Source organism: Achromobacter sp. PD1, from assembly GCF_048541815.1.
Lineage (GTDB): Bacteria > Pseudomonadota > Gammaproteobacteria > Burkholderiales > Burkholderiaceae_B > Achromobacter > Achromobacter bronchisepticus_A.
The window spans coordinates 6825513-6850051 of sequence record NZ_CP183349.1 but is presented as its reverse complement, the minus strand read 5'-3'; the positions used below and the strand labels follow the sequence as shown (position 1 = coordinate 6850051).

Below are 24539 nucleotides of genomic sequence, written 5' to 3'. Positions count from 1 at the left end.
CCGCAAGCGGCGCTGGACAGATAATTACATCGGCGTGACGCGGGTCGGGCCGGCGCCGCTGATCACCTGCACGCGCTGGCCCACGCTGATGGGCACATCGGCTTCCTGCGCGACCACGCGGGTTTCGCCGTTGTCCAGGCGCACGGTGATTTCGTAGCCGGAATTCTTGCCGGTCTGGTTCTCGATGGCATTGCCTGCCAGCGCGCCCAGGATCACGCCACCCACGGTGGCGATGGTGCGGCCGGTGCCGCCGCCGACGGCGTTGCCCGCCACGCCGCCCAGCGCGCCGCCGGCCACCATGCCGACGCCGCTGGACTTGTCGTTCTGGATCACGATGGGACGCACGCCAGTGACCGTGCCGGTACGGACGATCTGCTCGCGCTGCGCCTGGTCATAGCTGTAGACGCCGCTGGACGCGCTGCGGTTGGCGCAGCCGCCCAGGACCGCCATCGAGGTCACGACGGCGGCGATCGCGAGCCAGCGCCCCGCGCGCGGCGTCACCAGGGAAAAAGTTTTGCTTTGATTCATTTGGACTCCTCGATCGGCCGTTGCCGACGATGTACTCATCATACCCTGACCCCGAATTGGGGCCAGCGATGCTGCAACACACTGAAACGCACCGCCAGAAGCTGAAAAACCCGGCGAAAAGCTCGGCTGGTCAAGACGCCGGAACAGCGCGTCTTCATCCCTTCCCAACGCTTCGACCTCAGCTCAACTGCCGGGTTCCCGAGGGTCTCAGAGCGGCAGATGAATGCCGTAAGTCGCGTGCAGCACGGCGTCGATCTCGGCGCGCGAGGGTGCATGATTCTGCGGTCCGCGCGAAGCGATCTTGATGGCGCCCATGACGTTGCCCAGACGGCAGCTGTCTTCCCAGCCCCAGCCGCTGGTCAGGCCGTAAAGCAGGCCGCCGCGTTGCGCGTCGCCACAGCCGGTCGGGTCGACCACCTGGGCCGCGCGCACCGGCGGGATCAGGATGGTCTTGCCTTCGGTCAGCAACGTGGCGCCTTCCGCGCCGCGCGTCACCACCACCGCCTGCAGGCTGCGGGCGATGTCGTCCATGCTGCGACCCGTGCGCTGCTCCACCACGCCGGCTTCGTAATCGTTCACCGTCAACGCCTGCGCCAGCTTGAGCATGCGCTCCAGGTCTGCCCCGTCGAACAGTGGCATGGCCTGGCCCAGGTCGAAGATGAACGGAATGCCGCGCTTATGCAGGCGCTCGGCATGGGCGAACATGCCTTCCTTGGCGTCGGGAGCAACGATGGCCCAGGCCGCATCGGCGTCACTCAGATCGTTTTCCGCCGCGTGCGACATGGCGCCCGGATGGAAGGCGGTGATCTGGTTGTCGTCCAGATCGGTGGTGATGAAGCACTGCGCGGTGAACGTTTCCGGAATCACCTTCACGCGGCTGACATCGATGCCCAGGCCCGCCATGCGCTCCATGTACTCGCCCGCGTCTTCGCCCACGGTCGCGACGGGCACGGGCTTGCCGCCCAGCAGGTTCATGTTGTAGGCGATGTTGCCCGAGCAGCCGCCGTATTCCTTGCGCATGCTGGGCACCAGGAACGACACGCTCAACGACTGGATGCGGTCGGCGAGAATGTGTTCCTTGAAACGCCCCTCGAACACCGCGGTGGTGTCGAACGCCATCGAACCGCAAACCAGAACTGGGGTAGCCATGCGAGTCATCCCTTAAGGAAAGAATTTATTGATTTGAAAGCCATTGACCTGGACGCCAGTCACTTCGATCGGCACGGAAATCTTCAATTCGCCCTGAGGCGCGAAAGGACCGCGCAGCTGCTCGGGCGTCAGATAATCCTCGGGCTTGAGCGCGCGGCGCACCACCACCGTATCCGACAGGTCGTTCAGGTCCAGCATCAGGGCGGGCCAGTGCTGCGGCTTGTCGTGACGGTTGCGCATCACCACCGTCAGCACCAAGCGAGTGCGGCCGTCATCGATCGCTGCCGCGCCGGTCGGCGGCTGCAGCGACGAGGAGGTGATGTGAATGAGTTCCAGGCGGCGCGCGTATCCCACGGAGCAGCCCAGCGGCTGGCACGCCATCTCCAGCGCCGGCCGCAGAATGGGCACGGAATTGGCGATATCGGTGCGGTACGCGTACACCAGCTGCAGGCCCAGCGCGATCAGGCCGACCAGGCAGGCATAGCCCCAGACCTTGCGCAACAGGCCTTGCCGCTCCTCGCGGTCCTGATCCAGGAACTCGGGCGGCGCGCGGCCCACGTCGGTGGCGCTGGAATAACGCGTGCGGGTGTCGCCCAGCACGGGCTCGCCAGCGTCTTCGCGGCCGGGGCCGTGATCGTCGCGGTAGTCTTCCCGGTAATCGCCGGGGTCCTCGTCTCGATGCTCGTCGGCGTATTCGTTGTCGTATTCGTCGTCGCGCGCTTCGTCGCGCACATCGGCGCGAGCGCGGCCTATGGTGAAGGACGGCTCAGCGAGCGGGCCGCGCGCGGCCGTATCGGCATGATGCCCCGCCCTCGAAGCGGCGGGCGCAGTCCAGCGCAGCGGATCCTCGTCAGCGTCGATGTCGTCGTCGGCCAGGTCGTCCGACTCATGACGCCCCGCATCTTCCTCGCCTGGTATCGGTTCGGCGCGTCGGCGGATATCGTCGCGGCCGCGCAGCACGGCAGGCGGCACCGCGGGCGCACTATAGGGCGCCGCCACGGGCGCGCGCGGCGGTTCCGGCTCGTCGTCCCAGGGCGGGATCTGTGAAAAATCCACCGCGGGCGCGGGCGCGGAACTCGCAGCCGGCGGCGTGGCGGGGGGCAGAGGTGCAATGGGGGCTGCCGGCGTCGCCAGGACCGGTGCGGCCTGGCTGGCGGCGGGTGTCACCGGCATCGGCGGCGCGGCGGGCGGCACGGCTTGCGGCGCCGCACCGGCGGCCGGCAGCAGGCAGGCGCGCCCGTCGAACACGGTCGAGCAGGCGCCGCAGCGCACCAGGCCATTGCGGACCCGTAGCTGGTCAGGCACCACCTTGAAGGTGGTGCCACACTGCGGGCAACGGGTGGTCAGGGCCATGGCGCGATCCAGCGGCGGCAGCGCTCAGGCCTTCTGGCCGTGCAAGCACACCCAGCCATCGCGCGCGCGCCAGACCGACATGGCGATCCAGGGCGCGTAGGCGGCGGCCACTTCCTCGGCCTGCCGCTCCAGCACACCGGACAGCACCAGATGACCGCCCGCGGCGACGCGTCCGGCCAGCATGGGCGCCAGCACCTTCAGAGGATTGGACAGGATGTTGGCCACCACCACTTCGAAAGTGCCTTCCGCCAGTCCATCGGGCAGCATGGCTTGCAGCTCGACATGGTTGACCTCGGCATTGAAGATGGTGCTCTGCACCGCCTGGGCATCGATGTCCACCGCCTGGGTCGGGCCCGCGCCCAGCTTGCGCGCTGCGATCGCCAGGATGCCCGAGCCGCAGCCGTAGTCCAGCAGCGTGGCGCCGGCCGGCAACTCGGCTTCCAGCCAGGCCAGGCACAGATGCGTCGTGGGATGGCTGCCGGTGCCGAAAGCCAGGCCCGGATCCAGCTCGATGTGGATCGCGCCTTCCTGGGTGGCGGCGTCCGGCTCGAAGGCCGGCACATCGGGGTTGTCGCGGTGCCAGCTGGGCACGATCCACAGGCGTTCGGCGATATGGATGGGGCCGAACTGCGACTGCGTCAAGCGCACCCAGTCGGCGTCGGGCACGTCGCGCAGGCTCCAGCCCTCGAACACGGCGGGATCGAGTTCGCCCGCGGCGGCGGCTTCTTCCATGATCTGCGCGGGATCGGCTCCGTCGGGCAGCAGGGCGACGACGCGATTGCGGTCCCAGGCCTGCACGTCGGGCTCGGTGCCCGGCTCGCCGAACAAGGGGCGTTCGTCATCGGTGCCCAGGTCGGCATCTTCGACGGATACCGACAGCACGCCTGCTTCCAGCAAGGCGTCCGAGAGGGCTTCGGCCTGCGCCTCCAGGCAATGGAGCACGAGTTCACGCATGATGATTCTTCCATCTGGTCAACGGGCCGCGGCTTGCGCCGCGGCCCGTTGACCGTAAAACAAAACAGGAGCGGCCCGGGAGCGGAAAGCCCCCGGATCGCGGTCAGGGACGCTGAGCCAACTTGTGTTCCAGGTAATGGATGCTGGTGCCGCCTTCGATGAAGCGGGCGTCCTGCAGCATTTCACGATGCAGCGGGATGTTGGTGGAAATGCCTTCCACCACCATTTCCGACAGCGCGGTGCGCATGCGGGCCAGCGCCTGGTCGCGCGTGTCGCCGTAGGTAATGACCTTGGCGATCATCGAGTCGTAGTTCGGCGGCACGAAATAGCCGTTGAACGCATGCGAATCGATACGCACGCCCGGGCCGCCCGGCGTATGCCAGTTGGTGATACGGCCGGGGCTGGGCACGAAGCGGAACGGATCTTCCGCGTTGATGCGGCATTCGATCGCGTGGCCCTTGAATTCGATGTCGCGCTGGCGCAGCGTGAACTTTTCGCCGGCGGCGATCAGGATCTGCTGCTGGACCAGATCGATGCCGGTGATCAGCTCGGTGACCGGGTGTTCGACCTGGATGCGGGTGTTCATTTCGATGAAATAGAACTCGCCGTTTTCATACAGGAACTCGAACGTACCCGCGCCGCGGTAGCCCATCTTGCGGCAGGCGTCGGCGCAGCGGTCGCCGATGCGCTCGATCAGGCGGCGCGCGATGCCGGGCGCCGGCGCTTCTTCGATGACCTTCTGGTGGCGGCGCTGCATGGAGCAATCGCGCTCGCCCAGCCAGACCGCGTTGCGGCCGCCGTCGGCGAGCACCTGGATTTCCACGTGGCGCGGATTCTCCAGGAACTTCTCCATATAGACTTCGGGGTTGTTGAACGCGGCGCCCGCCTCGGAACGCGTCATGGTGACGGCGTTCAGCAGCGCGGCCTCGGTGTACACCACGCGCATGCCGCGGCCACCGCCGCCGCCTGCCGCCTTGATGATGACCGGATACCCGACTTCGCGCGCAATGCGCACGATTTCCTGCGGATCGTCGGGCAACGCGCCCTCTGAACCCGGCACCACCGGCACGCCGGCTTCGATCATGGCGCGCTTGGCGCTGACCTTGTCGCCCATCAGGCGGATGGTGTCGGGACGCGGACCGATGAAGACGAAGCCACTCTTTTCGACGCGATCGGCGAAGTCGGCATTTTCGGACAAGAACCCGTAACCCGGGTGGATTGCCTCGGAATCCGTGACTTCGGCCGCCGAAATGATGGCCGGCATGTTCAGGTAGCTTTCACGCGACGGCGCGGGCCCGATGCACACCGATTCATCGGCCAGGCGCACGTACTTGGCTTCGCGGTCGGCCTCGGAGTGCACCACCACGGTCTTGATGCCCAGCTCGCGGCAAGCGCGCTGAATGCGCAGGGCGATTTCGCCCCGATTGGCGATCAGGATTTTTTCGAACATTTTCAGCTATCAGCCAATGACGAACAGGGGTTGACCGTACTCGACGGGCTCGCCGTTTTCGACCAGGATTTCTTTGATGACGCCGGACTTGTCGGCTTCGATTTCATTGAGCAGCTTCATGGCTTCAATGATGCACAGCGGATCGCCTTCCTTGACGGTGGCGCCCACGTCGATGAACGGCGCGGCGCCCGGGTTCGGCGCGCGGTAGAACGTGCCGACCATCGGAGCCTTCACGACATGGCCCTGGATCACCGGCGCAGCTTCGGCGGCGGCGGGCGCGGCCGGAGCGACGGCCTGGGCCGCTGGCGCAACCGGCACGCCGGCTTCGGGGTGGTGGTAGGCGACCGGTTGCAAGGTCTGCGAGAACTTGACGATCCTCACCTTGCCTTCGCCTTCGGTGATTTCCAGCTCGGCGATGCCCGATTCAGCCACCAGGTCGATCAGGGTTTTGAGTTTTCGGAGGTCCATAGAAGCTGCTTCCCGAGATAGTGTCGGCGACGTCCCTGCGTCGGGTCCGCGCCGTATAAGATGTAAATGCTGTGGTTTGGTGCGAGATCAGTGCCGCACTGCGTAACGCAGAGCCGCCTCGTAGCCGTCCGCGCCCAGGCCGCTGATGAGGCCTACCGCCAAGTCGGACAGATACGAGTGATGCCTGAAGGGCTCTCGCTTATACAGATTGGACAAATGTACTTCAATAAATGGGATCGCGACCCCAGCCAGCGCATCGCGAATTGCGACGCTGGTGTGCGTATATGCCGCCGCGTTGATGATGATGAAGTCGGTGCCGTCTTGCCGGGCCGCCTGGATGCGGTCAACCAATGCGCCTTCGTGATTGCCTTGCCACGCTGTCAGCGTGGCGCCCAGTTCGCCTGCGAGCAGCTCAAGACCCTCGTTGATCTGTTGCAGCGTGAGGCTGCCGTAGATGTGAGGTTCTCGGGTGCCGAGCAGGTTCAGGTTCGGGCCATGCAATACCAGTATGTTTTGCGCCATGCGCTTGCCAATGAGTGGTTTGCCAATTGTTGGCAAAACAGCCGATAAACCAGCTTTTTACGCCAATTCCTACTATTTGTCCAACAGACTTACGCCTTTAAACCAGACAGGGTGCGATCCAAGTCATCGGGCTGGATTTCACCCAATATCTTCCGGTTAATTCCGCCATCTGCGTTGAAAACAATAGTAAAAGGCAGGCCGCCGCTGGGATTTCCCAACTTGCGCAATGTATCGATAGCGCCGGCGCCTATCACCCACAAGGGGTAGGAAACCTGTACTTTCTCGACAAATTTTTGCATATTCGCAGCCGAATCGACGCCAATGCCGACAAACCGTACATGCGGGTATTTTTTCTGCAAGACGTCGAGTTCGGGCATTTCTCGGACGCAAGGCGCGCACCAGGTTGCCCAGAAATTGACCACGATGGGCTGGCCTTTCCAGCCTGCCAGCGTATGGGACGCCCCGTTCAAGTCAGGCAGCGGCATCTGCATCAGCGCGGCGACGGGATCGCCGGCATCGGCAGTAGCCGAGGGCGTCGAGGTCTTACGGCCCATCAGGGTATAGCCGCCCGCAACCGTGGCGGCTATGGCCACGCCGGCGGAAAGAAGTAGGCGTCGATTCATGGCGCGATCATAACCGCTGCCGCCGTTTTGCGCCGCGCAGGTTTCGCGCCATGCGGGCCGCGGCGGGTCGCCACTCTATATATATACAATGCAGGACAGGAGAGTTTTTCAATGCACCTGCATATTCTTGGCATCTGCGGTACGTTCATGGGCGGCTTGGCGCTGATCGCGCGCGCTGCCGGCCACAAGGTCACTGGTTGCGACGCGGGCGTGTACCCGCCCATGAGCACGCAACTGTCCGAACAAGGCATCGAGCTGATCGAAGGCTTCGGCGCGGAACAGCTGGCGCTCAAGCCCGATCTCTACGTGATCGGCAACGTAGTCAGCCGCGGCAATCCGCTGATGGAGGCCATCCTGGACTCCGGCGCGCGCTACGTGTCCGGCCCGCAATGGCTGGGCGACAACATCCTGCCCGGCCAGCACGTGCTGGCGGTGGCCGGCACCCACGGCAAGACCACCACCAGCTCGATGCTGGCCTGGGTGCTGGAAGCCGCGGGCATGGCGCCCAATTTCCTGATTGGCGGCGTGGCGCAGGACCTGCACGTGTCGGCGCGCTTCGATCCGTCGCGTCGTCCCTTCGTGATCGAGGCGGACGAGTACGACACGGCCTTCTTCGACAAGCGCTCGAAATTCGTGCATTACCGTCCGCGCACGGCCATCCTGAACAATCTTGAATACGATCACGCCGACATCTTCCCCGATCTGGCGGCGATCGAGACCCAGTTCCACCACCTGGTGCGCACCATTCCCGGATCGGGCCGCATCGTGCGCCCGGCGCGCTGCGCCGCGCTGGACCGCGTGATTGCGCGCGGATGCTGGTCCGAAACCGTCACGTTCGGCGCCGATGGCGCCTGGCAGGCAACGGCGCCGGATGCCGAAGGCGCGTTCAGCGTGCTGCGCGGCGGCGTGACAGCCGGCACCGTGCGCTGGAACCTGACGGGCGAACACAACCGCATGAACGCGCTGGCGGCGCTGGCCGCCGCCGAACACGTGGGCGTGCCGGCAGCCCAGGGCATCGAGGCCTTGAGCCGCTTCGCGGGCGTGAAGCGCCGCATGGAGCTGCGCGGCACGGTCAACGGCATCAAGGTCTATGACGATTTCGCGCACCACCCCACCGCCATCGCCACCACCCTGGAAGGCCTGCGGCGCCAGGTCGGGCCGGCCCGTATCCTGGCAGTGCTGGAGCCGCGCTCCAACACGATGAAGCTGGGCACCATGGCCGCCCGCCTGCCCGCAGCCCTGGCCGACGCCGACCTGGTGTTCTGCTTCGGCGCGCACGCGGGCAAGCACGCCCTGGGCTGGAATCCGGCGGAAGTGCTGGCGCCCCTGGGCGACCGGGCTTCCAGCTACGATGACATCGGTGCGCTGGTCGCCGCCGTGGCCGGCGCCGCGCGTCCGGGCGACCAGGTGCTGGTCATGAGCAACGGCGGCTTCGGCGGTGTGCACGGCAAGCTGCTGGACGCCCTGCAGGCGCGCGGCTGATTCCGCCAAAGACACCGCAAAGGCGAGCAATGATTCTTTATCTGCACGGTTTCCGTTCCTCGCCGACCTCGCTCAAGGCCCGCATGATGGCCGACGCCATGGCCGAACGCGGCCTGTCGGCGGCCTGGGCCTGCCCGCAACTGCCCGCCAGCCCGCGCGAGGCCGTCGCCTTGGCGATGGAGATCGCCCGGCGCCAGCTGGAAGGCGCGGACTCTCCCCGCGCGCTGACCGTCATCGGCTCTTCGCTGGGCGGTTTCTACGCCACCTGGCTGGCCGAACAGCTGGGCTGCAAGGCGGTGCTGCTGAATCCGGCGGTCGAGGCCGCCCGCGACCTCGCCACCCAGATCGGCGAGCACCGCATGTATCATTCCGACGCGCCGTTCGTCTTCCTGCCCGAATACGTGGACGAACTGGCCGCCATCCATGTCCCCCGCATCACCCACCCCGACCGCTACTTCCTGGTGGCGGCCACCGGCGACGAGGTGCTGGATTGGCGCGAAATGCGCGACCGTTACGCGGGCTGCCGCCAGCGCATCGTGCAAGGCAGCGACCACGGTTTGTCCGATTTTGCGGAATGGATGCCCGAAGTGCTTGAATTCGCCCTTGGCGACAAGCAGGTTCGCCCCCAATAATCAGTATCAGACTTCACCACTCTATATAGCAGCGCAAGGCGGCGCGTGCGCGCCGCCCAGGACGATCCCCACCATGTATGTGTTTTACGAAGACGACGGCAGCTTCAAGGCCGGCAATATCCTGTCCGAGACCGACGCCAGCCTGCAGGTGGAATCGGAATCGGGCAAGCGCAGCAAGATCAAGCGCGCCAATACCTTGTTCACCTTCGCCTCGCCCGAACCGGCCGCGCTGATGAGCCAGGCGGCCGCGACCGCCGAAACCCTGGACCTGCAATTCCTGTGGGAATGCGCGCCGCAGGATGAATTCGATTCCCCCGCGCTGGCCGCCGACTACTTCGGCCACGCGCCCACGCCGGTGGAACAGGCAGCGCTGCTGATGCGCCTGCACGGCGCGCCGGCGTACTTCCATCGTCGCGGCAAGGGCCGTTACCGCCCCGCCCCGCCGGACATCCTGGCCGCCGCGCTGGCCGCCCTGGAGAAAAAGCAGCGCCAGGCCGAGCAGCAGCAGGAATGGGTGGATGAAATGGCTGCCGGACGCCTGCCCGAGCCCATCGCCCAGGCCGCGGAATCGCTGCTGATCCGCCCCGACAAGAATTCGCAGCAGTGGAAGGCGCTGGATGCAGCCTGCGCCAAGCTGGGCAAGAGCCCCGACCGCCTGCTGCTGGAGCTGGGCGCCTGGCCGCACGCGCTGGCGCTGCACAAGCGCCGCTTCCTGGCGGTGAACTTCCCGCGCGGGCTGGCGTTCCCGGACCTGGAACTGCCTGCCATCGACCGCGAGCTGCCGTTGTCCGACGCCGAAATCTATTCGGTGGACGACGTCACCACCACGGAAATCGACGACGCGCTGTCCGTCTCCACCCTGCCCGACGGCCGCCTGCGCGTCGGCGTGCACGTGGCGGCGCCGGGCATCACCGTGACCCGCGACAGCGATTTCGACAAGCTGGCGCGCGCGCGCCTGTCCACCGTCTACATGCCGGGCGACAAGATCCCGATGCAGCCGGACAGCATCATCCAGGCGTTCTCGCTGGATGCCGGCCGCGAAGTGCCGGCGCTGTCCCTGTACGTCGTGGCCGATCCGGAAACCGGCGAAATCATCGAATCGGAAACCCGCCTGGAACGTATCGTGGTGCGCGAAAACCTGCGCCACAACATGCTGGACGCCCAGGTCACGGAAGCCAGCCTGTCCGATCCGTCGGCCGACCTGCCCTATGGTCATTGGCTGCGCCCGCTGTGGAAGCTGGCGCAGGCCCTGTCGGCGCAACGCGAAAACGTGCGCGGCAAGCCGGAAAACAATTCGCGGGTGGAGTACAGCTTCTACCTGGACGGCAACCCCGACGATCCCGACACGCCGGTACGCCTGGTGCCGCGCCAGCGCAACGCGCCGCTGGACCGCATGGTGGCGGAATACATGATCCTGGCGAACAACCTCTGGGGCGGCCTGCTGCACCAGCACGGCGTGCCGGGCATCTACCGTTCGCAACAGGCGGGCCGCGTGCGCATGAGCACCCAGGCCCTGCCGCACGAGGCCATCGGCGTGCCGCAATACGCCTGGAGCACCTCGCCGCTACGCCGCTACGTGGACCTGGTGAACCAGTGGCAGTTGATCGCTGCGGTCGAACACGGCGTGTCCGCCCGCCTGGTCGCCCCTTTCAAGCCGCGCGACGCGGACCTGTTCGCCATCATCGGCGCGTTCGATGCGCAATACGCGGCCTGGGCGGAGTTCCAGAGCGCAATGGAACGCTACTGGTGCCTGCGCTGGCTGAAACAGCACAACGTGACCCGCACCGTGGCGCACGTGCTGCGCGAGGATCTGGTGCGGTTCGCGAATGCGCCGCTGGTGACTCGGGTGGGCGGGATGCCGGAGCTGGAGCGGGGGACTGCGGTGGAGATCGATATTCTGGGGATGGATGAGTTGTCTCTGGAGCTGGATTGCCGGTATATCGGGGAGATTAGTCCGGCTGTGGGCGGGCAGGAGTAGAGCCTTCTGCTCTGGCGGCAGCCCGGGGGCAGCGAACAGGGAGAGGTCAGTTTTTTTGTGTTTAAGGCGTTGGAAGCCTGATCGTTGTTCAGATCAGGCCTGTTGATGCTATTTAAGCGATAAAAAAATTGATCCTCCAGCTCGGCTGGCATAAACGGCAGGTCTGAGCCTGTCCGTATTTTTGTGGGCGAGGCGTTTTGAAAGTTGTTATCCCCGCCGCTCCATATACCTCCGCGCCATCTGATACCCCGCAAACACATAAAACCCGTTGCTATTGAGCACCAGCCAAGCTCCCAGCCCGCCGAGCAGAGCAACCACCGGCCCCACCGCCCGAACATCCCCTTGCGTCCACGCGATCAAGCCCAGGAAGCCGACAGCTATCAAGCCCAAGGACAGCCGCTTCAGCAGCACCAGCCCGAATGCGTGCCCGCCCATGAAGGCGACCACGCCGATGGCCAACGCCAGGGCCGTCGCCGCACAGACCAGCACCAGCGCGAACGCCGCCAATGCCGGCCCCGCGCCGCGCAGCAACAGGCTCAGCAGGCCTATCCCTACACCCAACCCGCCTGTCATCACCAGCACCGCCAACACCAGCGGCGACCACATCCCCGGTGGCGCGCGACGCGCATCCATCTCTGCCACGAAGCGATGCATCGCCGCCGACATGGCTAGCTGGTCCCGCTGCGGCAGCGCCGCCTCCAGTTTGCGGCACTGCGCGATCAACGCGTTCAGCCCCGCTCGCGGCGCATCCATCACGCCCTCACCGCGCCCGGCGCGTGTTCCGCCACCGTGCTGCGCAAAGCCGCCATTGCCTCCTGCACCGCGATCGGACGGAACGGGTCCTCGCGCCAGTACATCGCCACCGACCCGAAGCCGGATAGCCGCACCGGAATGATCCGCATCGCCCGCATCTGAGAAAATCGCAGCGCCGCCCGGTGCGAAGCCACGCCGATCATGTCGCTGTTGTTGATCAACGTGAGATTGATGGTCACCGAATTCGATTCGACGTGGTCCGGCGGCGGCGCCTGGCCCGCCGCCGCCAGCGCCGCGTCCACCGCATTGCGGATGGGCGTGCCCTTGGGCCACAGGATCCAGCGGTAAGACAGCAGGTCCGGCCAAGAGGGCTGCTCGATCGCGAACAGCGGATGGCGCGGCCGCGCAACCAGATGGATGGGTTCCAGGTACAGGGCCTCGAAGCGGATCGCCGGGTCGTGATGCTCCGGCGCCGAACGTCCCACCACGATGTCCAGGTCGCCCTGCGCCAACTGCGCCAGCAGTTGGTCGGTCGTGCCCTCCACCAGCTTGACGCGGGCCTGTGGCATACGCTCGAGCAGCTTCATCACCGCCAGCGGCACCGTGTCCGACGCCGACGCGCCCGACGCGCCTATCACCACCCGGCCGCCGCCGCCCTCGCGCAAGGCCGCCATGTCCGCGCTGGCGCGATCCAGTTGCGCCTCCACCCGCTGGGCATGCGCGATCAGCACGTCGCCGTGCGGCGTGGGCCGCAGGCCGCGCGCATGCCGTTCGAACAACGGCAGCCCGATGTCGTCTTCCAGATCCTTCAGCCACTTGGACAAGCCCGGCTGCGTCGTATTGAGCATCGCGGCCGAGTGGCTGATGTTGCGGGTCTGGGCCAGGCTGAGCAGCATTTTCAGATTGCGCAGGCGCAACCGGTGGGTCCAGTCCATGCAGGCCCTCGTCTCGTCTATGTATATTCTTATTGGTATGGATAATAAGATAAATTCATTTCAAAACACATAGCTCCTTACGCATAATCGTCTCCATATCAGGACCAGCCGCGAACCACGCGGCGGCCACGCGAAGCCGGCGCCAGCCGGACATTCCGGAGACAAGCATGCCCGACGGTCACCCCCCCGGCGCGGACCGCGCCGCCTATTACGCACGCATTGCCAGAAAACACATGGCGCCCCTGTGGGAGTCGCTGCACAACCTGGTGCCGCGCGAACCCGCGCCGCGTTGCGTCCCCGCCATCTGGAAGTACGAAGACGTGCGCGACGACGTCATGGCGTCCGGTTCGCTCATCACGGCGGAAGAAGCCGTGCGGCGCGTGCTCATCCTGGAGAATCCCGGCCTGCCCGGCCAGGCCAGCATCACGCAGAGCCTGTACGCGGGCCTGCAACTGATCCTGCCCGGCGAGATCGCGCCCAGCCACCGCCACACGCAGTCGGCCCTGCGCTTCATCGTCGAAGGCCGCGGCGCCTACACCGCGGTCAACGGCGAACGCACCACCATGCACCCCGGCGACTTCATCATCACACCGTCATGGACCTGGCACGACCATGGCAACGCCGAAACCGCCGAAGGCGGCGAGCCCGTGGTCTGGCTGGACGGCCTGGACATTCCGCTGCTGCGCTTCCTGGACGCGGGTTTCGCCGAAAACTATCCCTCGGCCACACAACCCGTGACCCGCCCCGAGGGCGACAGCATGGCGCGCTACGGCCACAACATGGCGCCGGTGCGCCACCAGACCGCCAGCGGCACCTCGCCCATCTTCAACTATCCCTATGAACGCAGCCGCGAGGCGCTGGACCAGCTCTACCGCCACGGCGAGCTGGATCCCTGGGACGGCGTGAAGCTGCGCTACCTGAATCCGGCCACCGGCGGCTACCCCATGCCGACCATGGCCACCTTCATGCAATTCCTGCCTGCCGGATTCCAGGGCAAGACCTGCCGCAGCACCGACTCCACGGTCTACAGCGTGGTCGAAGGCCGCGGCACCGCGCGCATCGGCGACCAGGAATTCCACTTCGGGCCGCGCGACGTCTTCGTCGCGCCGTCCTGGCAGCCGGTGCAGTTGGCCGCACTGGACGACGCCACCCTGTTCAGCTATTCCGACCGCCCCGTGCAGGACGCGCTGGGCGTGTGGCGCGAAGCGCGCATCGGCTAGAAGCCGGCGCGCTCCCTCCGCTTCCGTTTCAGGCCGGGGCCGCGCCAGGCCCCGCTCCGCATTCCTTAAAGGTGACCCATGTCTTTCGTCTTCGACCCCGCAGCCCCCATCGCCGTGCCCGTTGCCGGCAGCCAGGACAGCTTCCCCGTGCGCCGCGTCTATTGCGTCGGCCGCAACTACGCCGCCCATGCCCGCGAAATGGGCTTCGACCCCGACCGCGAACCGCCGTTCTTCTTCTGCAAGCCGGCCGACGCCGTGGTGCCGGTGGCTGAAGGCAGCACCCTGTCGCTGCCCTATCCTTCTGAGACCGCCAATCTGCACTACGAGATCGAACTGGTGGCGGCCATTGGCAAGGGCGGCGCCAACATCTCCGTCGACGAGGCCCTGCAACACGTCTGGGGCTATGCCGTGGGCCTGGACATGACCCGCCGCGACCTGCAGATGAAGATGCGCGAAGCCGGCCGCCCGTGGGAACTGGGCAAGGCCTTCGACCAGAGCGCGCCCATCGGCCCCCTGCATCCTGCTGGCGCAGTCAAGAACATCGACCAGGCCGCCATCTGGCTGCAGGTCAACGGCGCCGACAAACAAAGAAGCGACATCGGCAAGCTGATCTGGTCAGTCGCCGAAACCGTCGCCTACCTGTCCAAGTACTTCCGCCTGGAAGCCGGCGACCTGATCTACACCGGCACGCCCGAAGGCGTAGGCCCGGTGGTGCGCGGCGACAGGATGGTCGGCGGCGTGGACGGCCTGGGCACGCTCAGCGTGCAGATGGCGTGAACCCTCCGGAAATTCGCATGCAACTGCACAGCTTCTTCAATAGTTCCACCTCTTATCGCGTGCGCATCGCGCTGGCGCTCAAGGGTTTGCCGTACGAGTACCTGCCCGTGAACCTGCGCAAGCAGGAGCAGCGCGCCGCGGATTACGTGGCCAAGAATCCCTCGGCGGGCGTACCCCTGTTGATCGATGGCGACACCCAGCTGTCGCAGTCGCTGGCCATCATCGACTACCTGGACGCGACCCATCCCGAGCCGCGCCTGATCCCGGCCGGCACACTGGAACGCGCCCGCGTGCTGGAGCTTTCCGACGCCATTTCCTGCGACATCCACCCCGTCAACAACATGCGCATCCTGCGCTATCTGCAGGACGTGCTGGGCGCCAGCGAAGAACAGAAGAACGCCTGGTACCACCACTGGATCCGCGAAGGCATGACGGCCGTGGAAGCGCTGCTGGCGCGCCACGGCCACGGCGCCTATTGCTACGGCGACGCGCCCACGCTGGCGGACTGCTGCCTGGTGCCGCAGATGGCCAATGCCCAGCGCATGGGCTGCGACCTGTCGGCCTATCCGCGCACCATGCGCGTCTATGAGTACTGCAATGCGCAGCCCGCCTTCCAGCAGGCGGCCCCCACCCAGCAACCGGACTACACCAAGTGAGCAACCAGGAACCCGACACCCAGGGCGCGCCGCTGCGCGAATACACCGATCCCGCCTACCGCCCTCTATGCGCCACCCTGGCGGACGTGCGCGCCAACATCGACCGGTTGGACGACGAGATCGTGCGCCTGATCGCCGAGCGCGCCATGTACGTGAAGGACGCCGCGCGCTTCAAGCGCGACGCCTTCCAGGTCAGCGCCCCGGCCCGCCAGGCCCAGGTCTTCGAAAAGGCGCGCCTGCTGGCCGAACGCCACAACCAGGGCTTCGCCAATCTGGACCAGGTCGTGGACGCCACCTATCGCGCCATGGTCGCGGCCTTCATCGCCAACGAACAAACCTATTTCAACACCATGAAGGATCTCGGAGACACCCATGCATAAGCCCTACGCGCGCCGTATCGCCGCCCATGCGCTGATCCTGGGATTGGCCGCGCTTGCGCCGCTGGCCGCCGCGCAAGCCCAGGCCTGGCCGGCCCAGCCGCTCAAGGCCATCGTGCCCTTCGGCCCGGGCTCCAGCCCCGACCAGGTGGCGCGCATCGTCGGCGAAAAGGCCGGCGCCATCCTGGGCCAGAGCATCGTCATCGAGAACAAGCCGGGCGCCAGCGGCAACATTGGCACCTATGCCATCGCCAACGCCAAGCCCGACGGCTACACCTTCGGCGTGTCCATTACCGGCCCGCTGGTCAACAACACGCTGCTGTTCGACAAGCTGCCCTATGCGCCGGCTACCGACCTGGCGCCGCTGACGCTGGCGGTGCACCAGCCCAATGTGCTGGTCGTGCCCGCCTCGGCCGGCATCGACAACATCGGCCAGTTGCTGGAAGCGCTGAAGAAAAATTCGGACAAGTACAACTTCCCGTCCACGGGCGCCGGCACGGTGTCGCACCTGGCCGTGGAACTGATGCTGCAGCAGACCGGCGCGCGCGCCACCCACGTGCCCTATCCCTCGTCGCCCGCGGCGCTGACCTCGCTGTTGTCCGGCGACACGCAGTTCGCCGCGCTGCCGCCCATCGCCGTCATGCCCATGGTGAAGGACGGACGCCTGAAGGCGCTGGCCGTCACCTCTTCCAGGCGCTCGGCCCTGCTGCCCGACATCCCGACGCTGGCCGAAGTCGGCGTGCCGGGAATCGAAGGCTCGGCGTGGATCGGCTTTGTGATCTCGTCCAAGGTTCCCGCCGACATCCAGAAGAAGCTGTCCGACGCGCTGATCCAGGCCATACGCGATCCCGAGGTCACCAAGCGCCTGCAGGCCCAGTTCATGGATCCCGCCGGCACCACGCCCGCCGAATTCCGCGCCTATATGGATGACGAACTCAAGCGCTGGGAGCCGCTCATCAAGAAACTGGGCATCAAGGGCCAGTAAGCCGGCGCCCGGCCACGCCTCGCAATCCACACAAGGAGAACTCGGGATGCTCATCACCGAACCCGCCCGCCAGGTTCCGCTCTACGGCGAATATGACGTCGTCGTGCTGGGCGGCGGCCCCGCCGGCCTGCTGGCCGCCGCCAGCGCCGCGCGCAACGGCGCCAGCGTGCTGCTGGTGGAACGTTACGGCTTCCTGGGAGGGATGGGCACGGCGGCCGGCGTATCCAACTTCTGCGGCCTGCACGCGAACGTCCGCGGCAATATCCGCCAGGTGGTCCACGGCATGACGAACGACTTGCTGGACCGCATGCGGGCCTTGGACGGCCTCAACGAGCCGCATCTGATCCTGGGCAAGATCCACGCCCAGGCCTACGACATCTCGGCCTTCAAGTGCGCCGCCGACGGGCTGGTCCAGGCCAGCGGCGCGCAGGTGCTGTTCCATGCGCTGGCCACCGGCCTGGCGCGCGGCGCCGACGGCAGCGTGGATGCGCTGTTCCTGGAAACCAAGTCCGGCCGCTGCGCCGTGCGCGCCAAGGTCTATATCGATTGCTCGGGCGACGCCGACATCGCCCAATGGGGCGGCCTGCCCTTCGAAAAGGGCGACGAGCAAGGCGGCATGCTTTACCCCACGCTGATGTTCAAGGTCGGCAATGTCGACGGCGCCCGCGCCCAGGAAGCCTGGAAGACCATTCCGCAGCTGATGGACCAGGCCGCGGCCAGCGGCGAATTCACCTTCCCGCGCCGCGGCGCCATCGTGCGCCCGCAAAAACATGACTACGAATGGCGGGTCAACGTCACCCAGCTGGCCAACGCCGACGGCAGCGCGGCCGACGGCACCGACGCCGATTCCCTGTCGGCCGGCGAACTCGAAGGCCGCCGCCAGATCGTGCAATACCTCGCCTTCCTGCGCGCCAAGGTGCCGGGTTTCGAGAACGCCTATGTGCTGGACATCGCACCGCAGCTGGGCATCCGCGAAACGCGCCGCATCGTGGGCGAGGCCGTCCTGAGCAAGGAAGACGTGCTGGGCTGCGCCGACTTTCCGGACAGCATCGGCGTCAACGGCTGGCCGCTGGAAATGCACACGGCCGGCGACGTGCAATGGCTCTGGCCGCCTATCCCCGAGTCCCGCGGCTATAACCAGCTGCCATTCCGCATGATGGTCCCCAAACGCGCCCCGGGCGTGGCGCGCAACGTGCTGGTGGCCGGACGCTGCGCCTCCATGACGCACGAAGGCCAGTCGGCCGCGCGCGTAAGCGGCAGCTGCTTCGTCATGGGCGAGGCCGCGGGCACGGCGGCCGCCATGGCGCTGCGCGCCGGCATCGCACCGGGCGACGTGCCCATTTCCGCCTTGCAGGCGCAGCTGTTGAAACAAGGCGTGTTCCTGGGCGGCCAGGACTGAACGGCGCGGAGGCCACATATGAACGCAACGCAAACCGATAAATCCGTGATCGTGGTGGGCGGCGGCATCGGCGGCCTGGCCGCCGCGCTGGCGCTGACCCGGCAAGGCATCGCCGTGCAGTTGCTGGAGCAGGCCGCGCACATCGGCGAAATCGGCGCCGGCATCCAGCTGGGCCCCAACGCCTTCGCGGCGCTGGACGCCCTGGGCGTGGGCCAGACCGCGCGCGCCCGCGCCGTCTTCACCGACCACATCATCATGATGGACGCGGTCGACGCCAAAGAGGTCGTGCGCATCGATACAGGCGAGGCCTTCCGCGAGCGCTTCGGCGGCCCCTACGCCGTGATCCACCGCGCCGACATCCACCTGTCCATCCTGGAGGCCGTGCAGCAGAATCCGCTGATCAGCTTTCGCACCTCCACCCAGATCGCCTCCATGTCGCAGGACGACAAGGGCGTGGAGGCCGTGGACACGCAGGGCAACCGCTATCGCGCCGACGCCGTAGTGGGCGCGGACGGCGTGAAGTCCGTGATCCGCGAACGCATGGTGGGCGACCCGGCGCGCGTGACCGGCCACGTGGTCTACCGCGCCGTGGTCGAACGCGAGAACATGCCCGAGGAGCTGCGCATCAACGCGCCGGTGCTGTGGGCCGGCCCGCACTGCCATCTGGTGCACTACCCCTTGCGCGGCGGCCAGCAATACAACCTGGTGGTGACTTTCCACAGCCGCGAACAAGAAGAATGGGGCGTGCGCGAGGGCAGCAAGGAAGAAGTGCTTTCCTACTTCCAGGGCATCCACCCGCGTCCGCACCAGATGCTGGACCGCCCCACTTCCTGGAAGCGCTGGGCCACCGCCGATCGCGAGCCCGTGGAGCGCTGGGGTCAGGGCCGCGTGACCATTCTGGGCGATGCCGCCCATCCCATGACCCAATACATGGCCCAGGGCGCCTGCATGGCGCTGGAGGATGCGGTGACATTGGGCGAGGCCGTGAAGCAGTGCGGCCACGACCTGGAGGCCGCGTTCCGCCTGTACGAATCCGTCCGCATCCCGCGCAGCGCGCGGGTGGTGTGGTCCACGCGCGAAATGGGCAGGCTCTATCACGCGCGGGGCGTCGAACGCACCGTGCGCAACATGCTGTGGACTGGCCGCAGCCAGTCCCAGTTCTACGACGCGTTGCAGTGGCTGTACGGCTGGAAGGTGGAAAACTGCCTCGCGGGGCAATCCTCTCAATAGAAAAAATGCAGGCACCCAAGGAGACAACCATGAGAAAAACCGCAATCCGCGGCAGCGCCGCCCTCGCGCTTGCGCTGACCGCGTTCGCGGCCGCCGCGCAGCAGAAGCCGGTCGACATCGGCTTCATCGGCACCCTGTCCACGCCCGCCGGCTACATCGGCGAAGACGAGCGCGACGCCTTCATGCTGGCCGTGAAGGAAGGCGGGGGCAAGCTGGGCGGCGTGCCGGTCAATGTGCGCGTGGAGGACGATGCGCTCAAACCCGCCAACGCCAAGCAGATCGCCGACAAGATGGTGCAGGGCGGCGTGCGGTTGTTCACCGGCATCAATTTCTCCAACGTCATGGCGGCCGTGGGGCCGACCGTGCTGAACGCGGGCGCCTTTTACGTCAGCCTGAACGCAGGCCCCTCCAACTACGCCGGCAAGGCCTGCAACCCGAACTACTTCTCGGTGGCGTTCCAGAACGATTCCTACGCCGACACCGCGGGCCTGGCCGCCAACGAGCTGGGCGCCAAGCGCGTGGTCATCATGGCGCCCAACTACCAGGCCGGACGCGATGCCGTCGCCGGCTTCAAGCGCACCTACAAAGGTGAAATCGCCGACGAGATCTACACCAAGCTGGAACAGGCCGACTTCTCGGTGGAACTGGCGCGCATCCGCTCGCTCAATCCCGACGCCATCTTCCAGTTCCACCCTGGCGGCGCCGGCATCAACCTGACCAAGCAATTCGCCAACTCCGGCCTGGCCGACAAGATCCGCATGATCACGCCCATCTACTCGATGGACGACCGCATGCTGGCCGCCACCGGCAACGCCGGCAAGGGCTTCTACCTGAGCTCGCTGTGGAGCGCTGATCTCGACAACCCGCAGAGCAAGCATTTCGTCGAAGCCTTCACCAAAGCCTACAACCGCGCGCCCACCGCCTACGCGGCGCAGGCCTACGACACCGCCAACCTGATCGGCTCCGCGCTCAAGGCGGTGGACGGCGACATCACCGGCCGCGCCGACGACTTCCGCAACGCGCTGCGCCGCGCCGACTTCCCCAGCGTTCGCGGCAAGTTCAAGTTCGGCTCCAACCAGCATCCGATCCAGGACTGGTACCTGTTGCACATTGAAGATGGCCCGGACGGCAAGCTGGTCTACAAGAACCTGAAGGTCATCGCCCGCGACCATACCGACGTGCACGCCGCCGACTGCAAGATGTAAGTCCGCACGACGCCTGGCGGATTGCGCGCAGTCCGCCGGGCCCACTCCACAAGGAGTCCCCATGCTGATGTTCCTGGAGCAGGTCTTGAATGGCCTGCAGTACAGCGCATTGCTGTTCCTGCTGTCGGCGGGCTTGACGCTGGTGTTCGGCATCATGAACGTCATCAACCTGACGCACGGTTCGTTCTACATGGTCGGCGCGTTCTGCGCGGCCAGCGCGGCGGCGGCCACCGGATCGTTCCTGGCCGCGCTGCTGGCGGCGCTGGCGGGCGCGGCGCTCTATGGGCTGGTGGTGGAGCTGCTGGTGATCCGCCATCTGTACCGCCGCGACCACCTGGACCAGGTGCTGGCCACGCTGGGCCTGACGCTGTTCACCAACGAGATGGTGACGGTTCTGTTCGGCCGCAGCCCGCCTTTCATGGACATTCCGCCCTTCCTGTCAGGTTCCGTGGAGATTCTGCCCGGCCTTAACTATCCCCTCATGCGGCTGGCTTTCATCGGCGCCGGCGTGCTGGTGGCGCTGGGGCTGTGGCTGCTGATCTCGCGCACGCGCGTCGGCATGCTGGTGCGCGCCGGCGCCGACGACGGCGAAATGGTCGACGCGCTGGGCGTGAACATCCAGCGCCTGTTCACGCTGATCTTCACGCTGGGCGCCCTGCTCTGCGGCTTTGCCGGCGTGATGGCGGCGCCGCTCCTGGCGGTGGAAATCGGCATGGGCGAGCGCATCCTCATCACCACCTTCGTCGTCATCGTGGTGGGCGGAGTGGGTTCGGTGCGCGGCGCGCTGGTCGGCTCGCTCATGATAGGCATGACCGATGCGCTGGGGCGCGCCTACATCCCGTTCTGGATGTCGCGGCTGGTGCCGCCAGAGCTGTCGGACTCGGCGAGTTCCAGCCTGGTCTCGGCCAGCATCTACATCCTGATGGCCATCGTGCTGCTGTTCAAGCCGCGCGGCCTGGTACCCGCGCAGCGATAGGAACGATATCCATGACCAGAAAAACACTCGTCAACATGATCGGGCTGCTGCTGTTCGCCCTGGTGCCAGCCATCGCGTCGGCCACCGGCGAAAGCTTCCTGGTCAACCTGATGACCCGCTTTCTCATCTACGCCATCGCCGCCGTCAGCCTGGACCTGATCCTGGGCTACGGCGCCATGGTCAGCTTCGGCCATGCCGCCTTCTTCGGACTGGGCGGCTACGTGATCGGCATCGCCGGCTTTCACCTGGCCCAGGGCGACACGCTGTTCGGCTGGAGCGGCAGCAACGCGGCGCTGGTGATGTGGCCCCTGGCCATCGCTGCCGCCGCGCTGGCCGGCCTGGTGGTGGGCTTCCTGTCGCTGCGCACCTCCGGCGTGCAGTTCATCATGATCACCCTGGCCTTTGGACAGATGCTGTACTTCATTCTGGTCGGCCTGATGGTCTATGGCGGCGATGACGGCCTGTCCATCGACGTGCGCAACACCCTGCCCGGCATGGACATGAACCGTCCCGCGACCTTCTATTACGTCTGCCTGGCGCTCATGACGGCATGGATCCTGGCCTGCCGCCGCATCGTCAACTCGCCCTTCGGCATGGCGCTGCAAAGCATCAAGCAGAATCCGCGCCGCAGCATCGGCCTGGGCTTGGCGCCCCTGCGCTACCGGCTCACCGCCTTCGTGCTGTCGGCCGCGGGCACCGGGTTGGCGGGCGCGCTCTGGGCCAACTATGCGCTCTTCGTCAGCCCCGACATGACTTCCTGGCAGAAGTCCGGCGAACTCATGGCCATGGTGATCCTGGGCGGCATGGGCTCCATCTTCGGTCCCGTTCTGGGCGTGGCCGTGTACCTGGGCCTGGAACAGATCGCCACCGCCTGGACCGAGCACTGGATGCTGATCCTGGGCCCGGTGCTGGTGCTGGTGGTGCTGTTCGGCAAGCGCGGCGTCTATGGCTGGCTGGTGGGAGGCAAGCACCATGACTGATCATCCCAAACTGGAAATCCGCGACCTGCAGAAATCCTTCGGCGCCGTGCGTGCGACGCAAGGCGTCAACCTGCAGGTCCGGCCCGGCGAACTGCATGCGCTCATTGGCCCCAACGGCGCGGGCAAGACCACGCTGCTGTCGCAGATCAGCGGCGAGATCCTGCCGGACGCGGGCGGCATCCTGCTCGACGGCCGCGACATCACCCGCATGCCGGCCCACAAGCGGCCCGCGGCGGGTCTGGCGCGCTCGTTTCAGATCAGCCAGCTCTATCCCGCCTTCAGCGCCGAGGACAACGTCGCCATGGCGGTGCAGGCGCGCAGCCCGGGCGGCTTCAACCTGTGGAAGAATGCCCGCAGCCTGCCGCAACTGCGCCAACCTGCCAGAGAGGCGCTGGAACACGTCGGCCTGGGCGGCCGCACCCACGTGCGAGTTTCAGAACTGGCCCACGGCGAGAAACGCCAGCTGGAACTGGCGATGGCCTTGTCGCTGGATGCCTCGCTGTTGCTGCTGGACGAACCCATGGCCGGCATGGGCGCCGAGGAATCCCAGCGCATGACCGCGCTGCTGCAGGAACTGAAGGGCCGCTACGCCATCCTGCTGGTCGAACACGACATGGACGCCGTCTTCGCCCTGGCCGACCGCATCACCGTGCTGGTTTATGGCAAGACCATCTTCACCGGCACGCCCGACGAGGTGCGCCATCACCCCGACGTGCGCGCCGCCTATCTGGGCGAGGAGGACTGATGCTGCAACTCAAGCAACTGCAGGCCGGCTACGGCGCAAGCAAAGTGCTGTTCGGCGTGGACTTGGACATCGCCGCGCGCCAGGTCGTATCCCTGATCGGCCGCAACGGCATGGGCAAGACCACCACCGTGAAAACCATCATGGGCATGCTGCCCGCCCAAGGCGGCAGCATCCTGCTCGACGGCCAACCCATCGCGGGCCAGGCGCCGCACCGCATCGCCCAACTGGGCATAGGCCTGGTGCCCGAAGGCCGCCGCGTCTTCGGCTCGCTGTCGGTGGAAGAAAACCTGATCGCCACCGCCCGCAACACCCGCGCCGGCTGGCACGTCGGCCGCGTCTTCGACCTGTTCCCGCGCCTGAAGGAACGCCGCGCCCAATCCGCTCGCACCCTGTCCGGCGGCGAACAGCAAATGCTCGCCGTCGGCCGCGCCCTCCTCATCAACCCGCGCCTGCTCATCCTGGACGAAGCCACCGAAGGCCTGGCGCCGCTGATCCGCCACGAAATCTGGAACTGCCTGCGCCGCCTGAAGGAAGAAGGCCAGACCATCCTGGTGATAGACAAGAACCTGAAGGAAATGGCGACACTCGTCGACCGCCACCACGTTCTCGAAAAAGGCCGCGTCGTCTGGCAAGGCAGCCCCACGGAACTCGCCGCGCAGCCCGAATTGGCGCAGCGCTACCTGGGCGTCTAATCGGATGATTCGCAGAAGCTCAGCCGATTCCCGAACGGATCGATGACCGCCATCACCCGCCCCCACGGCATCTCTTCCACGCCGGGCCGCATATAGCCATAGCCCTTGGCGTTCACCTCGGCCTGGAACTCGTCCACGCCCTGCATCCGCACGAACACCGCGGACCCGGGCGTGGCATCGCCGTGGTGCTCGCTGAGGTGCAGCACCAGGTCGCCGCGATGCACCTGCGCATACAGCGGCATGCCCGGCTCGAAGCGATGCTCCCAATCCCACTCGAACCCCAGGAAATCCAGATAGAACTCACGCGCCTTCTCCACGGAGAAAATGCGCAAAATGGGAATGGCAGCTTGCAGATGCATGACGGCCCCAGATAAAAAAGCAAGTACGCTCAGCATAGATCACAAGCCGCACCGCAAAGCGCAAAGCACAAGGCACAAGGCACACAGCATCACGACGCAAGACACCGCGTA

The 24539-nt window shown here is 66.3% G+C and carries 26 protein-coding genes; 15 read left to right on the top strand and 11 right to left on the bottom strand.

Going from position 1 to position 24539, the window contains the following annotated elements; all coding sequences use genetic code 11:
* Positions 1 to 24 precede the first annotated feature (24 nt).
* The 8 genes from ACM1PE_RS32340 to ACM1PE_RS32305 all read right to left on the bottom strand — a co-directional run bounded on the left by ACM1PE_RS32340 (position 25) and on the right by ACM1PE_RS32305 (position 7047).
* The gene (locus tag ACM1PE_RS32340; RefSeq protein ID WP_059379058.1) at positions 25 to 528 is read right to left on the bottom strand and encodes a glycine zipper 2TM domain-containing protein; all 504 of its coding nucleotides are present in this window, start codon (positions 526 to 528) and stop codon (positions 25 to 27) included.
* 207 nt (positions 529 to 735) lie between these two features.
* On the bottom strand, positions 736 to 1677 hold the full coding sequence (locus ACM1PE_RS32335) for a carbohydrate kinase family protein (RefSeq protein ID WP_419342161.1): 942 nt from the start codon (positions 1675 to 1677) through the stop codon (positions 736 to 738).
* Between the two features lie 12 nt (positions 1678 to 1689).
* Positions 1690 to 3030, bottom strand: a complete 1341-nt coding sequence (locus ACM1PE_RS32330) for a DUF3426 domain-containing protein (RefSeq protein WP_419342160.1) — start codon at positions 3028 to 3030, stop codon at positions 1690 to 1692.
* 24 nt (positions 3031 to 3054) lie between these two features.
* Complete coding sequence (gene prmA / locus ACM1PE_RS32325) at positions 3055 to 3984, bottom strand: 50S ribosomal protein L11 methyltransferase (protein WP_059379066.1); 930 nt, start codon at positions 3982 to 3984, stop codon at positions 3055 to 3057.
* 103 nt (positions 3985 to 4087) lie between these two features.
* Positions 4088 to 5434 (bottom strand): acetyl-CoA carboxylase biotin carboxylase subunit, encoded by a 1347-nt coding sequence (gene accC / locus ACM1PE_RS32320; protein WP_059379067.1) that lies wholly within the window; start codon positions 5432 to 5434, stop codon positions 4088 to 4090.
* A gap of 9 nt (positions 5435 to 5443) precedes the next feature.
* A complete protein-coding gene (accB, locus tag ACM1PE_RS32315) occupies positions 5444 to 5902 on the bottom strand; it encodes an acetyl-CoA carboxylase biotin carboxyl carrier protein (protein ID WP_118933903.1) in 459 nt (152 codons plus the stop codon).
* Positions 5903 to 5989: 87 nt separating this feature from the next.
* On the bottom strand, positions 5990 to 6424 hold the full coding sequence (gene aroQ, locus ACM1PE_RS32310; RefSeq protein WP_013391376.1) for a type II 3-dehydroquinate dehydratase: 435 nt from the start codon (positions 6422 to 6424) through the stop codon (positions 5990 to 5992).
* Between the two features lie 89 nt (positions 6425 to 6513).
* Positions 6514 to 7047 (bottom strand): TlpA family protein disulfide reductase, encoded by a 534-nt coding sequence (locus ACM1PE_RS32305; RefSeq protein WP_118933904.1) that lies wholly within the window; start codon positions 7045 to 7047, stop codon positions 6514 to 6516.
* Positions 7048 to 7158: 111 nt separating this feature from the next.
* On the opposite strand from ACM1PE_RS32305, the gene mpl reads away from it, so the two are divergent.
* From mpl to ACM1PE_RS32290, 3 genes are all read left to right on the top strand, one after another.
* Entirely contained in the window at positions 7159 to 8529 is a 1371-nt protein-coding gene (gene mpl / locus ACM1PE_RS32300; RefSeq protein ID WP_059379072.1) for a UDP-N-acetylmuramate:L-alanyl-gamma-D-glutamyl-meso-diaminopimelate ligase, read from the top strand.
* Between the two features lie 29 nt (positions 8530 to 8558).
* A complete protein-coding gene (locus ACM1PE_RS32295) occupies positions 8559 to 9161 on the top strand; it encodes a YqiA/YcfP family alpha/beta fold hydrolase (protein ID WP_059379074.1) in 603 nt (200 codons plus the stop codon).
* Between the two features lie 73 nt (positions 9162 to 9234).
* Positions 9235 to 11139, top strand: coding sequence for a ribonuclease catalytic domain-containing protein (locus ACM1PE_RS32290; RefSeq protein WP_059379075.1), 1905 nt, complete (start codon positions 9235 to 9237; stop codon positions 11137 to 11139).
* 207 nt (positions 11140 to 11346) lie between these two features.
* Here ACM1PE_RS32290 and ACM1PE_RS32285 read toward each other — a convergent pair whose 3' ends face one another.
* The gene (locus ACM1PE_RS32285) at positions 11347 to 11892 is read right to left on the bottom strand and encodes a hypothetical protein (RefSeq protein ID WP_059379077.1); all 546 of its coding nucleotides are present in this window, start codon (positions 11890 to 11892) and stop codon (positions 11347 to 11349) included.
* Positions 11892 to 12827: a LysR family transcriptional regulator gene (locus tag ACM1PE_RS32280; RefSeq protein WP_419342159.1), complete on the bottom strand. Its 936-nt coding sequence runs from the start codon at positions 12825 to 12827 to the stop codon at positions 11892 to 11894. Before ACM1PE_RS32280 ends, ACM1PE_RS32285 begins: the two co-directional genes overlap by 1 nt.
* 167 nt (positions 12828 to 12994) lie before the next feature.
* Between ACM1PE_RS32280 and gtdA the strand changes: the two genes are divergently transcribed.
* The 12 genes from gtdA (at position 12995) to ACM1PE_RS32220 (ending at position 24069) form a co-directional block, all read left to right on the top strand.
* Positions 12995 to 14047 (top strand): gentisate 1,2-dioxygenase, encoded by a 1053-nt coding sequence (gtdA, locus tag ACM1PE_RS32275; RefSeq protein ID WP_251878022.1) that lies wholly within the window; start codon positions 12995 to 12997, stop codon positions 14045 to 14047.
* Between the two features lie 78 nt (positions 14048 to 14125).
* Positions 14126 to 14824, top strand: coding sequence for a fumarylacetoacetate hydrolase family protein (locus ACM1PE_RS32270; protein WP_059379080.1), 699 nt, complete (start codon positions 14126 to 14128; stop codon positions 14822 to 14824).
* Positions 14825 to 14841: 17 nt separating this feature from the next.
* Positions 14842 to 15480 carry a maleylacetoacetate isomerase gene (gene maiA, locus ACM1PE_RS32265; RefSeq protein ID WP_419342158.1) on the top strand — a complete coding sequence of 213 codons (639 nt, stop codon included), beginning with the start codon at positions 14842 to 14844 and terminating at the stop codon, positions 15478 to 15480.
* A complete protein-coding gene (locus ACM1PE_RS32260; RefSeq protein WP_059379083.1) occupies positions 15477 to 15860 on the top strand; it encodes a chorismate mutase in 384 nt (127 codons plus the stop codon). Before maiA ends, ACM1PE_RS32260 begins: the two co-directional genes overlap by 4 nt.
* Positions 15853 to 16842 (top strand): Bug family tripartite tricarboxylate transporter substrate binding protein, encoded by a 990-nt coding sequence (locus ACM1PE_RS32255; RefSeq protein WP_059379085.1) that lies wholly within the window; start codon positions 15853 to 15855, stop codon positions 16840 to 16842. Before ACM1PE_RS32260 ends, ACM1PE_RS32255 begins: the two co-directional genes overlap by 8 nt.
* 46 nt (positions 16843 to 16888) lie before the next feature.
* Positions 16889 to 18241: an FAD-dependent oxidoreductase gene (locus tag ACM1PE_RS32250; RefSeq protein ID WP_419342156.1), complete on the top strand. Its 1353-nt coding sequence runs from the start codon at positions 16889 to 16891 to the stop codon at positions 18239 to 18241.
* Between the two features lie 18 nt (positions 18242 to 18259).
* On the top strand, positions 18260 to 19471 hold the full coding sequence (locus tag ACM1PE_RS32245) for a 3-hydroxybenzoate 6-monooxygenase (RefSeq protein WP_419342155.1): 1212 nt from the start codon (positions 18260 to 18262) through the stop codon (positions 19469 to 19471).
* Positions 19472 to 19500: 29 nt separating this feature from the next.
* Positions 19501 to 20676, top strand: coding sequence for an ABC transporter substrate-binding protein (locus ACM1PE_RS32240; protein ID WP_419342154.1), 1176 nt, complete (start codon positions 19501 to 19503; stop codon positions 20674 to 20676).
* 61 nt (positions 20677 to 20737) lie between these two features.
* Complete coding sequence (locus tag ACM1PE_RS32235; RefSeq protein WP_419342152.1) at positions 20738 to 21652, top strand: branched-chain amino acid ABC transporter permease; 915 nt, start codon at positions 20738 to 20740, stop codon at positions 21650 to 21652.
* A gap of 11 nt (positions 21653 to 21663) precedes the next feature.
* Complete coding sequence (locus ACM1PE_RS32230; RefSeq protein ID WP_251878031.1) at positions 21664 to 22632, top strand: branched-chain amino acid ABC transporter permease; 969 nt, start codon at positions 21664 to 21666, stop codon at positions 22630 to 22632.
* A complete protein-coding gene (locus ACM1PE_RS32225) occupies positions 22625 to 23377 on the top strand; it encodes an ABC transporter ATP-binding protein (RefSeq protein ID WP_419342151.1) in 753 nt (250 codons plus the stop codon). Before ACM1PE_RS32230 ends, ACM1PE_RS32225 begins: the two co-directional genes overlap by 8 nt.
* A complete protein-coding gene (locus tag ACM1PE_RS32220; RefSeq protein ID WP_059379096.1) occupies positions 23377 to 24069 on the top strand; it encodes an ABC transporter ATP-binding protein in 693 nt (230 codons plus the stop codon). The genes ACM1PE_RS32225 and ACM1PE_RS32220 overlap by 1 nt, the downstream gene beginning before the upstream one ends.
* Here ACM1PE_RS32220 and ACM1PE_RS32215 read toward each other — a convergent pair.
* Positions 24066 to 24428, bottom strand: a complete 363-nt coding sequence (locus ACM1PE_RS32215; RefSeq protein WP_419342149.1) for a glyoxalase superfamily protein — start codon at positions 24426 to 24428, stop codon at positions 24066 to 24068. The genes ACM1PE_RS32220 and ACM1PE_RS32215 overlap by 4 nt on opposite strands.
* Positions 24429 to 24539 lie beyond the last annotated feature (111 nt).

Bases quoted from the DNA above. Each gene is read 5' to 3' on its own strand.
- accC (WP_059379067.1), bottom strand. From the start codon at position 5,434: ATGTTCGAAAAAATCCTGATCGCCAATCGGGGCGAAATCGCCCTGCGC.
- ACM1PE_RS32295 (WP_059379074.1), top strand. From the start codon at position 8,559: ATGATTCTTTATCTGCACGGTTTCCGTTCCTCGCCGACCTCGCTCAAG.
- ACM1PE_RS32220 (WP_059379096.1), top strand. From the start codon at position 23,377: ATGCTGCAACTCAAGCAACTGCAGGCCGGCTACGGCGCAAGCAAAGTG.
- ACM1PE_RS32235 (WP_419342152.1), top strand. From the start codon at position 20,738: ATGCTGATGTTCCTGGAGCAGGTCTTGAATGGCCTGCAGTACAGCGCA.
- ACM1PE_RS32245 (WP_419342155.1), top strand. From the start codon at position 18,260: ATGAACGCAACGCAAACCGATAAATCCGTGATCGTGGTGGGCGGCGGC.
- ACM1PE_RS32215 (WP_419342149.1), bottom strand. From the start codon at position 24,428: ATGCATCTGCAAGCTGCCATTCCCATTTTGCGCATTTTCTCCGTGGAG.
- ACM1PE_RS32280 (WP_419342159.1), bottom strand. From the start codon at position 12,827: ATGGACTGGACCCACCGGTTGCGCCTGCGCAATCTGAAAATGCTGCTC.
- aroQ (WP_013391376.1), bottom strand. From the start codon at position 6,424: ATGGCGCAAAACATACTGGTATTGCATGGCCCGAACCTGAACCTGCTC.
- ACM1PE_RS32255 (WP_059379085.1), top strand. From the start codon at position 15,853: ATGCATAAGCCCTACGCGCGCCGTATCGCCGCCCATGCGCTGATCCTG.
- ACM1PE_RS32250 (WP_419342156.1), top strand. From the start codon at position 16,889: ATGCTCATCACCGAACCCGCCCGCCAGGTTCCGCTCTACGGCGAATAT.
- ACM1PE_RS32340 (WP_059379058.1), bottom strand. From the start codon at position 528: ATGAATCAAAGCAAAACTTTTTCCCTGGTGACGCCGCGCGCGGGGCGC.
- prmA (WP_059379066.1), bottom strand. From the start codon at position 3,984: ATGCGTGAACTCGTGCTCCATTGCCTGGAGGCGCAGGCCGAAGCCCTC.
- maiA (WP_419342158.1), top strand. From the start codon at position 14,842: ATGCAACTGCACAGCTTCTTCAATAGTTCCACCTCTTATCGCGTGCGC.
- ACM1PE_RS32290 (WP_059379075.1), top strand. From the start codon at position 9,235: ATGTATGTGTTTTACGAAGACGACGGCAGCTTCAAGGCCGGCAATATC.
- ACM1PE_RS32285 (WP_059379077.1), bottom strand. From the start codon at position 11,892: ATGGATGCGCCGCGAGCGGGGCTGAACGCGTTGATCGCGCAGTGCCGC.
- ACM1PE_RS32335 (WP_419342161.1), bottom strand. From the start codon at position 1,677: ATGGCTACCCCAGTTCTGGTTTGCGGTTCGATGGCGTTCGACACCACC.
- ACM1PE_RS32330 (WP_419342160.1), bottom strand. From the start codon at position 3,030: ATGGCCCTGACCACCCGTTGCCCGCAGTGTGGCACCACCTTCAAGGTG.
- ACM1PE_RS32225 (WP_419342151.1), top strand. From the start codon at position 22,625: ATGACTGATCATCCCAAACTGGAAATCCGCGACCTGCAGAAATCCTTC.
- ACM1PE_RS32230 (WP_251878031.1), top strand. From the start codon at position 21,664: ATGACCAGAAAAACACTCGTCAACATGATCGGGCTGCTGCTGTTCGCC.
- ACM1PE_RS32240 (WP_419342154.1), top strand. From the start codon at position 19,501: ATGAGAAAAACCGCAATCCGCGGCAGCGCCGCCCTCGCGCTTGCGCTG.
- gtdA (WP_251878022.1), top strand. From the start codon at position 12,995: ATGCCCGACGGTCACCCCCCCGGCGCGGACCGCGCCGCCTATTACGCA.
- ACM1PE_RS32270 (WP_059379080.1), top strand. From the start codon at position 14,126: ATGTCTTTCGTCTTCGACCCCGCAGCCCCCATCGCCGTGCCCGTTGCC.
- accB (WP_118933903.1), bottom strand. From the start codon at position 5,902: ATGGACCTCCGAAAACTCAAAACCCTGATCGACCTGGTGGCTGAATCG.
- ACM1PE_RS32305 (WP_118933904.1), bottom strand. From the start codon at position 7,047: ATGAATCGACGCCTACTTCTTTCCGCCGGCGTGGCCATAGCCGCCACG.
- mpl (WP_059379072.1), top strand. From the start codon at position 7,159: ATGCACCTGCATATTCTTGGCATCTGCGGTACGTTCATGGGCGGCTTG.